This window comes from Glutamicibacter sp. X7 (assembly GCF_054889245.1).
This window is the reverse complement of sequence record NZ_CM142678.1, coordinates 1,542,713-1,556,500: the sequence shown is the minus strand read 5'-3', so window position 1 is coordinate 1,556,500 and position 13,788 is coordinate 1,542,713. Positions and strand designations below refer to the sequence as shown.

Sequence of the window (13,788 nt, the reverse complement as noted above, 5' to 3'; positions counted from 1 at the left end):
ACGTGGTTGAGCCACTTGTGTTGTGGCTTCGGTTCTTAGCCTAACCACAAAATTCCCGTGTTCATGCCGAAAAATCGCATATTACGCATAAAAACGGCCTCGCTTGTGAAAGTTTTCACTAATGCCGTACTGTGCTGTTATAGTTTGATCTGTGCGTGTGCTCAGCGGCCCGGGACTTCAGTAGGCACCAGCCGGTCGCACCATGGCTTTGAAGGTGTGCCACATGATGATGACATCGCCGAGCACCGACCAGTTCTCCACGTAGTAGAGATCTAATCGCACGCTCTCTTCCCAACTAAGGTCGCTGCGACCGTTCACCTGCCAGAGCCCGGTTAGGCCTGGACGAATCAATAGCCGTCGGAAGGTCCGATACTCGTAGGACTCCACTTCATTGCGTAGCGGCGGGCGCGGTCCAACGAGCGACATATCACCGCGCAACACATTGAAGATCTGCGGGAGCTCATCGAGCGAAAACTTTCGTAGGAACGTTCCTACCCGCGTTACTCGCGGATCTTGATGCAACTTGAAGAGCGGACCGGCGCCCTCGTTGAAGTTCTTGAGCTCGTCAAGACGCTGTTCCGCGTCAGCGACCATGGTTCGGAACTTGTACATCACGAAATCTTCGCCGGCCTTCCCCACTCGCCGTTGCGCGAAAATCACGGGGCCTGGAGAGTCCAGATACACCGCCACGGCTATGACTCCCAACAACGGACATAACACCACCAACGCAACGGTGGAAAGCACCACATCGATAAGTCTCTTGATCCACCAACGCGTACCGGTAAACGACGGAGGATCCACGTGAATTAACGGTAGCCCCTCCACCGGTCGCAACTTGATGCGCGGACCGGCCACGTTGGTCAGCGACGAGGCAAGTATGAGTTCGGTACCCGTAGTTTCCAGATCCCACCCGAGATTTTGCACCGCAGCACTCCCTGCTTGCAGGTGCCCGGCAACCATAACCGCATCCGCCCCGTGGGCTTCGATCAGGGAATCCAAATCATCAAAGTTGTAGGAGACAAACACACCGGGTAACTGCAACGAGGTCCCGGTGTCTTCCACGGCGGCCACCACCTCGTACACACTCGCTGACTTGTTTCTAATCTGACGCACCAGGTAGGAGATGTCGTTCGCCGCACCCACCACGACAACGCGTGAAAGCACGGCGCCTCGACGAGCTCTGAAGTGCAGGATTCGGCGCAAGAGCCACCGCTCGAGACAGATTGTCACCATCCCCGGGAGCACGCCTAACAGAACTAGTTGGGCCCGCAGTGGCTCCCCGATCGCTAGTACCGAGATCGCCACGAGCCCGGCGGTCAGCAAACTCGCCTCGAGCACCCGTTTATATTCGTCAGACCCGACCCCAAGAATTTGCGATTGCCGCGCACCTTTAAGCGAGAGCACCGCAATCCACAGCAGGGCCACCATCGCTACTGCCGCAAGGTGCGCCACCTTCGCATTTGCGATCGCCGTTCCACTGGCACCAACGAGCCACAAACAGATCACCAGTGCATCAAGAACGTAGATGAGTCGCACCCAGCGGCGCCTTCGTGTGCGGGCGGGTGCCGATACGGTTCGCCGCTCCGCCCGCGCCAACGATGTCCACGGCATAGACAGCGCCGTGACAGGACTTGATTGTGGTTCCCCAAAACCACTGACCATGAGCCGCACTCCCCCAGTGAATGAGCCATCATGGCGAGCCATTTCTTTCGGCAACGGACCTTGATTGCGAGTCTGATCCGTTCCCCGTTACACATGCCTCGCCCTCTTTGTTCTCAACTTAGGCAGGAACAAGCGACTATTCACGCGAGGTTTTTCCGTAATCTACCTGTCTTTAGGCAGGAGCCATACTGGTGGACTACTTACTTCTACTTGCTTCTACCGCTCCTGCTACCCGATGCTGCGGCACGTAGACCAACGAACTGTCCTAGTTCGCTACGTTCACCGAGTCCGAGCTTGGCAAAGGCCCGGTATAGGTGTCCTTCCACGGTGCGCACCGACAGGTTGAGCTCGGCTGCAATATGTCGGTTGCCTTCGCCGTTGGCCGCAAGAGAGGCGGTCTGTAGTTCGCGCTCGGATAGACCGTGTTCAGTAAGCGCCCGAGCGACTAAGACTGGCGCGTTTTTCCACGAAGACCTTGTGTAGAGCCATCGTCGCGCCCACACGCGATCGTCCTCGGTGGCGTCCTTCAAGAGCAGTATCGCGCTACACGCCACCACGGCAAGGCCCGCCATCTGTTCGTGGACCTGCTCCTTGAGTTTAGCCACCGCCTCCGGGCCACCGTTCTGGGCAGCGAACATGATCGCGGCCATGCCGCCAGGTACCCCGTCGCCCACCGGAGGCTCAAGCTTTGCTAAGGCCCCAATTTCGGTGTCCATTTCCTCCGCTGAAAGGGTCTCAAAATTGCAGTACACGCTCCAATGCCCCACAACCGCCATAGTCGGTAGAGCCTGCGTCCGAAGATGCTCGAGTTGCTCTCTGAGGGCTGCTGATTGTTTACGGTAAATAGCTAGGTCACCGAGTCGCGCGTACTCACGGTAAATCAGCGGCTCAGTGTCGAGAATGTCTTCAACTCTCAAGGCCAAGTCCCGCCAGTCATGGCGCCCCCGCAAGTGCGGCTGCCGCAGGAAGGCACTGATCACGCAGATACAGGCCAGCTGATGGGCATCCGCGGCCAGTGCGTCTAGTGCGGCGGCCGCCAGTCCGTCCACCGTACCGAGGAGATCTCCCTCATGTTCGAGAGCTCGTGCACGTTCGAGCCCCCGTAGGCCGGCTGCCATGCGTCCTAGGTCTTTGGCTCCTTCCAGATATCGAGACCGGGTTTCTTCGCTGGTGTCATGGCAAGAACCTTGCATTGTTTCGCGGATGAACAGCACCGCGGCCAAGCGTTGACGAACCGCGAGGTTCATAATCTCGCCTAGGCGAGCTTCCACGGCCTGAATTGCAGGGTGGAAGACCGACAGAAGCATCATCTCTAAACCCGCGACCGCGGCCAGAGCTAGAACATCACGCGGCGGGTTCGCCTCGAGAATCTGGGTCAGGGCGTGCGCTCGTGCGTGCGGGCTGATCTCCTCTGTCAGAGTCTCGAGCAGTTCGATGCGCAGGTTCATTGCTGCCCGGGCACGCTCACGATCGTGCCCGGCGATTCTCTGTAGGTTCTCCAGTGCACGCATACGTGGTCCGTCGGTGGCGCTACCAACCGTCAGCAAGAAGATCCACCGCTCGCACAATGCGTCGAGTTGACTGTCCTTCAGTGGTTGGGCGGCCAAGAGTTCGAGTCCGTGGAAAGCCTCGACATGCCGCCTGAGACCGGCGAGCGCTACGAGCCGTTCGAGCTCGCAATAGAAGTCTTCAGGTTCCCCAGCGCTTCTCTCTGTGAGCCCGAGTGCCCCTTGGTAATCACCATCATTATTCGCCAGCGCGGCAGCACCGGCGACACGCCGTATATCGGGTGTCTCGCCCACCGAAAGGGCCCACCAAATGGGTTGCCAGCGCCCCGAGTTTTCGAACTGAAGCTGCTCATTCCATGCGACATATAACCGGCGTGCGAGGGAGGGCGGCACCAGCCTCCGGACGGCGCCGACCACCCACTGTGAGCTGAGTTCAACAAATCCATCGGCGCCCTGCGTGAGTAGACCATTAAGCCCTTCCAGTATTAGGGCATCTGGCACCAGATGTGTCAGCTTTACACCCGGTACTCCCCCCGAGAGTGCGAGCGCCACGACCATATCAAGTGCCTCGGTGGAAAGCCCGCGCAGAGTTTCCCAGACTCTTCGATACATCTGAGCATCGTCCCAGAGCTCTTCAAGCCCCAAGAGGAGTCGGTCTGAGGTGACATGGTGCAACTCGTGGACGCGAATGAGTTCAATTACTAGTTCGACCAATTCGAGGAGGCCGCCGGTGGCCCGATAGACGGCGTGGATAGTCCCCGGGGTGGGTCGGTGCCCAAAGGCTGCGGCCAGCTCGGCTTCGATCTCTGCGAGGCTTAGTGCTCCGAGCACAAGTGTTGGCAAATTGCCTAATGCGCTGAGCGGTTCGAGGTTCTCTAACATGTTGATCGCATGTGAGGCGCATAGCGCCAGGTCCACGTGGCCGCCCTGTGTCAGTTGAGTAAGCACGTAAGCCGATTCCGCATCCAGATATTCTCCGTCTTCGATCAGTACGAGCACGCGTTGCTGGTTGGACTGCACGAGTCCTGCAACATAACTGCCGATCTGACGCAGGGCCGAAGCAAAGTCCGGGCCGGTGGGCTCCTGAGCAAGCAGGTGCTTAAAAGCGCCGAAGGGCTCTGTCCGGTCTTCGGGTTGACACCGAAGGCGGACTGCCTGCTTGTTTCCGCCCGCGGCGATATAAGCACCGTGTAACGCATCGGCAAATTGACTGGGGCCGGCACCAAATGGACAGACCACCCCGACGGCGTGAAGCTCCGACGAGCTCAGCAGCTTGAGGGCCGCCTGTACGTGATGTCCGGCGTGCTGCGTATGGTCGGGCTCCATGGGACTCAGGGCTCCTGTGCCCGAGCCGGCAACAACAGGTTGCGTAGCTCGCGCCGATTGCGGATGTTGAGCTTGGTATGAATTTGGTAGAGGTGTCCTTCGACCGTACGCACCGAAATGTTGCAGGACTGGGCGATCTGAGCATTGCGTAAACCGCTTGCGGCAAGCTCGGCGATCGCCAGTTCACGTGGGGTGAGCACCTTGCTCCATTGCTTTTCGGAGGCCACGGCACGAGGTGGTGAAGGATCCACTCCGGCGGCCACGGGTAAGAAGTGTCGTAGCCGTTCGGTTTGTTCCCCCATGATTTGGTGGACCCGGCGTCGTGTGGCGACGTCTGGGTGGGCCTCAGCGTGGAGCAAGAACTCGATTTGATACCGCTGACCTCGGCTTGCCAGTTTGGTGCGCAGAGCAAATCCGGCAGCAGTTATGCCAGTACTTTCGGCGACCGCCAGGTCTCTGAGATCGCGAATCAGCGAACTTTCGTCGCTGGCTGGCAATGCCGCGAATTCTTCAACGGTGACTTCCCGTCCCAGGGCGAGGAGAACTCCAAGTGACTCGGCAGCGCAGAACCCTAATCCGGTCTTGACGGCCCGGCGAGAAAGATCTTCGAGGATCTGCACGTGCTCCGGGTGCCTGCGATAACTCAGTACCACGGCTGCTAGTTGAGCCACGGACCAGCTATTGAGTGTAAGTTCCGTTGGCCGAGCCAGCTGCAGCAGTTCATCGATACTTGCCGGAGCTAGCCGTGTCTCGGGAGGCTCGGCTGCCAGCTGCAGGCAACGGGCCATCTGCGGGATCATTTCCTTGCGGTTGATCGCTTCCTGGACAGCCAACATGTGCGCGAGCTGCTGCGCACATTCCAGCCGGCCCAAACGCAAGGCTCTGATACAGGCGAAGTAGGTGACGAATGTTTCGGCGGCCGCATCGGCCTGCGGCGATCGAAGCGCGAGATTATCAACACGCTGCGCAGCTGCCCAGTCGTAGATCCGTACCGCAACTGCCTCGGCCAGAAAAATCATTGGTGAGAACAAGAGGCGGAACCGGTTATCATGGCGGCGTTCGGATAATCGCTGGATGTCCCTAACGGCGAAGGAAAGCAGTTTTCCTGCCTTGTGTTCGTATCCTTCATGGGCCCATCGGTGGGCGACGCAGAGAAGCGACATAAGTCGATGCGCCTCATGGCTCCAAGTTGTTGCCTCCAGCACAGCGCGTAGTGCATCGGCCGCGCCTGCTCGCACGTTGATTGCGGGCAGGAGTCCTTGGCGTATGGCGGCGTACCAGCCAAAGATCTGGTCCTGCTCGCGCCATGTGGAACGCTGGACATCGCTCAGGCCGTGTGGTTCGAGCGCGTCGTGGGACGTGACTTCATCCCACCGAGTCAGTCCAGCTGCGGCCGAGCGCAGGGCTAAGTCTGCCGCAAGGCGGACCTCTGCCGTTGCCGTGGCTAGCTGGGGCTGAAGATCGGTGAGCCGTTCGTATGCGGCCTCGTAACAGGCGGCGGCGATCTGCTCAACCGCCAACTCTACTTCGCCGGCTAGGCTCGCTTTGATTGCGAAGCCAGCGGGTACGATGCGGCCTGGCCCCTTGCGGCGTACCAGGTCCATAATCAGTAATCCGTCCAGAGCCTCGAGGTCACCGGGCGTTTGTAGTAACTCGCTGAGATAGATTCCACCCTGTCGCACGATGCGCTGAAACAAGCTCTTTTCGGCATCGGCGAGGGCCGACAGATCGGGTGCAGACGTTTGCGGGCAAAGCACCGGGGTCTTCAGCCCCCAGTACCCGTGCTGTTCGATTAGATGTCGCGCACGGATGTCGGCCCGTAACGCGCTGTCGAGAACATCGAGATCTCCCCTACTCACTGCCCAGTAGTGAGCACCTACCTCCGGAGTTCGCGGACCTTCCAGTCGTTCAGAGAGATACTGTTCCAGTTCGGTCCGGTTCAGTAGCGGCATATTGACCACGCGTAGCTCGCCGTGGCGTAGCAGATTATCCACGGCAGGTTCTAAGCCATCGCGCCGGTCCACGAAGAGGATCAGCGAGAGATGCCCGGTTTGGGCGAGCGTGGTCAGCAGTCTGCTGCTTCGTGGGTCGAGTGCTCTGGCGTTCTCGATCAGCACCGGAACGCGTTCATTTCCGTAGTGCTTGAGTTTTTGGCGGAGCACGTGAATGATTTCGGCATCACTGGCGTGCTCGGCTAACGGCTCTGTAGCCAGCAAAAAGAGTAAGGCCCCGAGATCAATATGCTGTGAGAAGCGACTGCAGGTAATACGTAGCAGTGGCCGATCGCCCACGAGGTGCGCGATGGCATCATGAGCCAAGGCTCGGTATCGCGAACCTGTGCCAGTGACGAGCACATAACCCCTGCCGGGCGCAGTTGGATCAAAGGATCCAATCGTTTCTTGAATCTTCCGGATAGCTGTTTGGCTCAGCGCACTGTCCCAGCGCTGTTCTGTATCGGTTCCAGCCGAAAAGTGCCCGGAGATATCCCCCAATATCGTCGTGCTATTCATCTTTCCCCCATGGCGCCCCAGCAACACGGAGTTGTTAGAACGTTTCCCCAAAAACGTCCAACTGCGGCGAGTGTCACCAGACTACCGCTATTCCAAGTCAAGTTCTACCATTCGCTAAATCCCATTCCGCGAATCAGCAAGGTTTTCTTCGATCGAGACCGCAGAAGACTCGCGGGCTCCAATATTTTTACTCAGCAAAGGAACAACGACATCCCACAGCGGCAAGAGGTCAACATGCTCTTGGCATAGCCCTTACGCCTCCGCACTTCATAACGATCGGCTGCGCATACAACCATCCATGCCGCGCGGTGGTGGTGATTATTTGTTGCGACCATTCGCTAAAATGCTTCCGCAGGCCCGATTTCATAAGGGCTGGGAGAATCAAATGACGCCTAGAATCAAATAATCCAGGTTTGATCACCGAGCACTACATCGGTCATTACGAAACCACCACTACAAACGCCCACAACTAGGACCGAACAGGTTTGAAGATGACCGTTGAATACGTATACACCACATGGAATTACGTTGACGACGCCCGTCGTATCGGACAATCCGGCCCCTCACACTTGAAGGTGTAACTGAAGTCTGAAGCCGCCTGTGGAGAATGGTGATCTGGCAATGCGGTTCGTCAACTTGCGAAGGGTGAGAGCTGATCCGTGAAGTGGTTCGAGGCGGTCGCCGATCTCTTCGGTGGGGCCGTGGGACGGGCCTGGCCCGTCGAAGTAGGCGAGCGCGTCCACGCCGCGCGTAGGGTTCGGTCGGGCTCGACCATCCGATGCCGGAGAATCGCTCGGTTGCATTCCAACCGCTGCTCATGCACCTCCAGACAGAAGGCATCAAAACGAGCGGTCATGGACCGGTCAGGGCGGACCTAGGTGGCCTCAGAGATGTCGAGCTCACCAGGTCGAAGTCATAGTCTCCTTCATCTTCGGGCGTCCTCGACCTTGACTAGGCCATCGATGTACCGCACGGATTACGTGCTCAACTGCGACTGCGAAAAGCCCCAATAACCCCTAGTTCGTGGGTCGGACCGCGTGCTACGTTTGGCCCATGAGTAGACCCAGTGAGATCCTCGGCACCGTGGTCGGCGCCAGCGAACGCGAGCAGCTTGATACGTTCCTGGACTACCTGCGCGACGCCGTCGTACGCAAGGCCCGCGGAGTGTCCGAGGAGGACGCCCGGAATAGCCCAGTGCCGACCGGCACGAACCTCGGAGGCCTGCTCAAACACCTGCGATGGGTGGAACTGGGCGCGTTCGCCCAGCAGATCGGCCAGGTCCCCGCCGACGAATTGCCTACGCCGCCATGGACCGAGGATGATCCGGAGGCCGACCTGCATCTGGACCCGAACGAGACGCTCGAGGAAGTCATCGACGACTACTTAGCGGCGTGCGCCCGCTCCCGCGAGATCGCCGTTCAACACAGCCTCGACTACGCACCGCCGGGCAGCGAGATGACGTTGCGGTGGGTATACCTGCACGTGATCCTGGAGACGGGCCGGCACGCAGGCCACGCGGACATTTTGCGTGAATTGATCGACGGCAGCGCCGGCGACTGACGGCTCGCGGCGCGTCTACGGGCCGTGTTCCAGCTTTCGGAGGGGACGTTGCACCAATATGCGAATGCTGAACCCCAACGCCGAGAGCCAGCACCCAAGCGGCTCGTGAGCCAAGCGCTACCTATGCGCTTCCAGCGCGAGATCACTTCCATCTCCGCCCTTGGGAATCATAACCTCCACCCGAAATCCCGCTGCGCACCCCGAGACAGCCAACTCCAGCCGGGAGACTACGGTCCCATTGCTAGCTCCTCCTCTTCATGGATTGGAGCTAGCTCGCCTTCGGACGAATACCGACCTTGCGAAACTGCACCGGAGCCCCTTCAGGCATCAGAGACAGTAGCGACACATAATCCGTGGTCAAGGGCTCGCGCAGAGCCACCGAGCCGATGTGCTCGCCATCTCGGCGGAGCACCAACCCTTTCTGGTTACTGTGTACCTCCAACTCCACCCACTGACCTGCCGACAAGGGCGCGCCCTGGGCGCCGAAGAGCCGACGCATGCCCGAGCTCGTGCAACACCACAGGGACAGTTCCCCCGCGGCGGAGAGCTGTAGATGATATCCGGTACGCTGGCTGTCTTCGAAGGCACGGTAAGGCTTATCGGTCGGCACGGCGAAAGCCACCCCGGCCACGGGGTTTCCTCCGGATAATGTCGGCCAGCGTAGCTGGCACCTAATGGATCCTAAGCTCTCGGAAGCTACGTGAAGCGAGCCGAGCGTATAGCTGTTTTTCCGCGCCGCCGGGAGCTCCACGGCGCCAATTTCCCGTCGGAATACCGGCTGGGCGGACCAGGACAGCGCATCGGGCAGGTCGCCGGCCGCACGTCGGCCCGAGGCGAAGTCGTCGCTACGAAGTCCGGAAGTTCTGGTCTTGCCCGGAGCGACGTACAGCAGATTCGAGCACATCATTCCGCGCACCCCTAGGGCTGCGAAGTGTTCGCGTTGCCAGCGGGTGTGGATCTCCCAGCAGATCACCGGTTTTCCGCTGTCCACGAGCGTTTTGACCTGCTCGTCACTGGCCGAGTCGTGAACACCGAGTAGGTCAAAGTCCTTGGCCAGCGTTCCGGCCAACTCAATGGTGTCCGGCGCAAAATATCCCCAGGTGGGGTAGCCTCGTTCGGCGGCCAGTTCACGACCAGCGGCAGTACTGTTCTGCTTCCACACGATGGCGTCCTTGGCCTGCGGCCACCGGTCTAATTCCTCAAGCAGTTGCGCGGCGTGGGCCCCGGTCTTGTCTTCGATAAACAGCACGCAGCGGCCTGCCAACTCTGTCATCACGGACTCGAGCCGCGGAATCGGCCGCAACGGCGTGGCCGGGCCAAGCCACTGGCGGGCATCGTTTCGCAGCCCTTGGAGCTCAGCAAAGGTAGTCTGTGCGATCAGCCGGTCTTCGCCGGTTAACCGCTCTAGATTCGCGTCATGATGGCAGACAAAGATCCCATCGCTGGTGCGGTGCACAGAAAGTTCCACCGCGATGGCCCCGTGCGCGGCGGCCTGCCGGTAGGAGTGCAACGTATGTTCGGTCCAGTTATCTCCCGAGCCGCGATGGGCAATAACGAACTGCTCCTGATTCAGCATCGAGCGCACACTCGGCGCGGCAGCCGAGCGTGCGCAAGAAACTAAGGAGCCGGCGAGCGCGGTCATGGGCACCAGCGACAAAAGTTGTCGCCGGGTGAGCCCTGATGGGGTTCCCATGACCGGCGCCTGCCCGCTACCGGTTAGGGCACTTCGACGATCAGGTCGTCGAAGGCCGCGGTGACCGGAGTATTGCTGGCGCTACCCGAGACGTAGAGGCGGGCGCGCACCCCGCCAGCTGCTTGGAGCGCGGCTTCGGAGTCCGTTGCTTCCACTTGCCATTCGGGCGGCTCATTGGTTCCGTCCTTCCAGACCTTGGCCCCTAGCGCGGTCGGCGAGGTGCCATCGGCTTGGATTTTCAGCCACAGCTTCTGACCGGCCTGATACTCCAGCGAGGGAAGCGAGACCGAATCGAGGAAGGCTTCGTTTCCTTGGAACATCTTGTCAAGGATCAGTAGCCCGGAGCCGTCCGCGGAGATCCGTAGTTTGAGCTGGTACTGGTTACCGGCATCCTGGTAGCGCGGCGAGAAGTAGAGATGGCTGCCTCCCCCGTTGGCTACCTTGTCCAGTGTCACGCTCACCGTGCCGGTAACTTCGGCTCCGGCGAGGGTCGGTAGCGTCGCTCCGGGCCCGTGTCCTGGAGAACCGGCCACGAGTTTGCCGGTGCCCGAGGAGACGAAGATCGACGCGGCACTCGAGGTACGCGCCCAACTGCCGCCAACATCGGCCGTGCCCCAGCCACCGGTCTCGCTCCGACCGAATGCGTCGGCCGCCAGCGGACCGGGCGGGATCGTAGCCTCGACCGTGCGTGTGGCACTATCCGAAGCTCCCTGCGGATCGGTGACGGTCAGGGTGATTTGGTAGCTTCCGGCGCTGGCGTAGTGGTGCGTTGCCGTGGCCCCGGTACCGTTCTCGCCATCACCAAAGTCCCATGCGTAGGACAGTTGTCCGCCCTCGGGATCAGTGGATCCCCTGCCGTCCACCGACACATCGAGGTTCTCCATGTTCGCGGTGAACGATGCGGTCGGTGCCTGGTTTGGCGGGCTGACCGTCACCTGTTTGCTGGCGGTACCGGTGGCGCCCTTGTTATCCGTGACCGTGAGTTTGATCGTATAGGTCCCGGCCGCGGCGTAGGTATGGGTAGCGGAAACGCCGGTGCCGGTGGCCCCGTCCCCAAAGTCCCATGCGTAGGAGGCAATGTTACCATCGGGGTCGCTGGATTCGCTGCCGTTCACCGATAGTTTCAGCGCCTGCGTGTCACTGCTGAACTTTGCGGTCGGCGACAGGTTCACGCTTTGTCCCTGCCCGGCGGCGTAGTGATCGGCGATCCTGGCGGCGCTCAACGCCCGCGGGTAGATCGCGATCTCATCGACCTGACCGGCGAAGCCACTGGTGGGTGCCGATGGCCAGCCGCTCAGCCGATCCACGCCAAGCCTCCAGTAACCTTCCATTTCCAGAGCCGTGGTGGTGGAGGCCCGTGAGGCCACCTGAGCACCATCCACGTAGAGTCGCATCCCGTCACTCCCTAGGGTGGCGACCACGTGATGCCACTTGTTATCCGTGTAGGACGCCGATGAGGTGATGGTCCGCCGGGTTCCGCGCTCGGTGACTCCGAAGGACAGTCGTCCGAAGGAGTTGAGATAGGTCACCCGGTCGTAATTACGCGACGTGCCGGTCACCGCATCGGCGAATCCGATCAGTCGTCCGGTTTGTGTGGCGCCGGCTCGGAACCAGAGCTCGGTGCTGAACTTGTTGGTGCGTTGAGCACGGACTTCATTGCCCGCGGTCCCACTGCCCAAGGTGATCGCCGAACCGCTGCCGCCGGGAATGGTGGCACCATTGACTCGGCTGGCCGCACCGGTGAGGCTGAGGTCTTCGGCATTGCTGGCGTCAACGACCGTGTTCCCGTCGGTGGCTCGCACCGGCCAGTAGGCGGTCGGTTGGTCGGCTTTAATGACCGCCTCATAGCTGCCCACTGGTTGATCGCTGGTGGCCACGGTGATCGATACGGTGGAACTTCGGGCTTCCCTGCCGGTCGGGTCCACCGCAAAGATGCGGTAGCTGTGCGTGCTGCCGGGTGTCAGCCCGGTGTCGGTATAGGAATGTCCCGGGCGCAGCCAGAAGTTCGACCGGCCGCTGGTGGTGTGAATCGGATTGCCGTTATTGCCATCGCGAATCACTCGATACTCCAACGTGGAATCATCCATGTCGCTAGCGGCCTGCCAGCGCACGCGCACCTCGCCTGCCTTATTGGAGGAGAGCGTGGGAACGAAGTTATTGCCTTGCGGTTCTGGGCCTCGCAGGTTGGGAGCCTTGGAGCTGTAACTGAAGCGCACCAGGCCCTGCTGGTTCGTGTAGTTCGCCCGGAGGAATTCGCCACCGTAGACAATGTACTCATCGTTGCCGGTCACCGACCAGGGGCCTTGATACTGGCCGGTGAAATTACCGGTGCTCAAGGCGGGGAACCAGTTGCGCAACTGCGGATGCGGTAGCCCCTCAAAGTTGGTGTATCCGTGAATCTCGCGATCGATCGTGCCCACCGCTTCCTTCCCGAAAGCCAGCGCACGGTTATAGCTCCAGTTCACTTCCTGCGGGAAGCCCCCGACATTGCCACAATAGTGTGGGTGCCCGGCGAGGTAGACCAGATCGTTGTTGACGTGCACCGAGTAAGTATCGCCGTGGCAGTCTTCAAGCCAACGCGTGCCGAGATCATCCCAATCGATGGCCACAATACCTTCGAGGGTGGCCTGCCGCCCATAGGTGAAACCACTGGCATAGAAGGTGCGCTGGTCGCTGGCCAGCGAGGTGATCGCGCCATCGCCACCGACACCATTGCTCACATAGGCCGAGGCCTCATAGGCTAGCTTCTCTCCGGTTGCCGTTTCCACCACGGCCAGACCGCTGGCTTGATCGCCGGTGCCGTTGACCGTGTCGAAGTATCCACCGATGGCCAGCTTGGTGGCATCGGGTGAAAGCGTCAGCGAGGTGACCTGTCCTCCGGTGACCACCGGGCGGAAGGAGAGCAACGCGGCATCCGAGGCACGTACGGCGGCCACCTGTTCCCGCCAGGCAGCACCGACGCGGAAGAAGGATCCGCCAAAGAACACCGTGTCTCCGCGCGCAATGATCGAGTAGACGGTATTCGATGGTTGCGGGTCGAAGCCGGCGATGCGGGCACCGGTGGCCGGATTCAGCGCCACCATGCGTTCGGCCGGAGCTCCATTCAGGCTCGTAAAGTCGCCACCCACGTAGAGCCGCTCCCCGTCGGGTGAGGCCGCGAGGGATAGCACCTGTGCGTTGAAGGACGGCGCAAAGGAGGTAATCAGCTCGCCGGTCTTGATGTTGTAGGCCAGCAGGTTATTGCGTGTCACCGTCTGTGTGCCGGGAGCCGCCCCGGCGGGGCGAGCGGTGCCGAAATTACCACCGGCATAGACGGTGTCACCGATGATGACCTGGGACCACACCACACCGTCAATCTGCACGGTGGGCAGGGCATCGGCAGTCACGGTCGGTGGTAGCGCACTCGGGTTCTGCGGGTGTGCGTCGGCTTGCGCCGCCGAAGGGATGGCCAGTAGCAGGGCACCAGCGAGCGCCCAGACGCCGGCCGCTGCCCCACACCGGGTTAAGATTTTGCGCATGTTCATGCCTT

At 60.6% G+C, this 13,788-nt stretch carries 6 protein-coding genes; 1 reads left to right on the top strand and 5 read right to left on the bottom strand.

Going from position 1 to position 13,788, the window contains the following annotated elements; genetic code table 11:
• Nucleotides 1-177 precede the first annotated feature (177 nt).
• The 3 genes from ACYU0X_RS07585 to ACYU0X_RS07575 form a co-directional block, all read right to left on the bottom strand.
• On the bottom strand, nt 178-1,536 hold the full coding sequence (locus tag ACYU0X_RS07585; protein ID WP_461902629.1) for a sugar transferase: 1,359 nt from the start codon (nt 1,534-1,536) through the stop codon (nt 178-180).
• 332 nt (nt 1,537-1,868) lie between these two features.
• Nucleotides 1,869-4,496 (bottom strand): helix-turn-helix transcriptional regulator, encoded by a 2,628-nt coding sequence (locus ACYU0X_RS07580; protein ID WP_461902628.1) that lies wholly within the window; start codon nt 4,494-4,496, stop codon nt 1,869-1,871.
• Between the two features lie 5 nt (nt 4,497-4,501).
• Complete coding sequence (locus ACYU0X_RS07575; protein ID WP_461902627.1) at nt 4,502-7,006, bottom strand: helix-turn-helix transcriptional regulator; 2,505 nt, start codon at nt 7,004-7,006, stop codon at nt 4,502-4,504.
• A gap of 1,053 nt (nt 7,007-8,059) precedes the next feature.
• Between ACYU0X_RS07575 and ACYU0X_RS07570 the strand changes: the two genes are divergently transcribed.
• Complete coding sequence (locus tag ACYU0X_RS07570; protein ID WP_461902626.1) at nt 8,060-8,566, top strand: DinB family protein; 507 nt, start codon at nt 8,060-8,062, stop codon at nt 8,564-8,566.
• Between the two features lie 268 nt (nt 8,567-8,834).
• Here ACYU0X_RS07570 and ACYU0X_RS07565 read toward each other — a convergent pair whose 3' ends face one another.
• Both ACYU0X_RS07565 and ACYU0X_RS07560 read right to left on the bottom strand, forming a co-directional pair.
• The gene (locus ACYU0X_RS07565; protein WP_461902625.1) at nt 8,835-10,259 is read right to left on the bottom strand and encodes a glycerophosphodiester phosphodiesterase; all 1,425 of its coding nucleotides are present in this window, start codon (nt 10,257-10,259) and stop codon (nt 8,835-8,837) included.
• A 23-nt stretch (nt 10,260-10,282) separates the two neighbouring features.
• Nucleotides 10,283-13,777, bottom strand: a complete 3,495-nt coding sequence (locus ACYU0X_RS07560; RefSeq protein ID WP_461902624.1) for a PKD domain-containing protein — start codon at nt 13,775-13,777, stop codon at nt 10,283-10,285.
• Nucleotides 13,778-13,788: the final 11 nt, after the last annotated feature.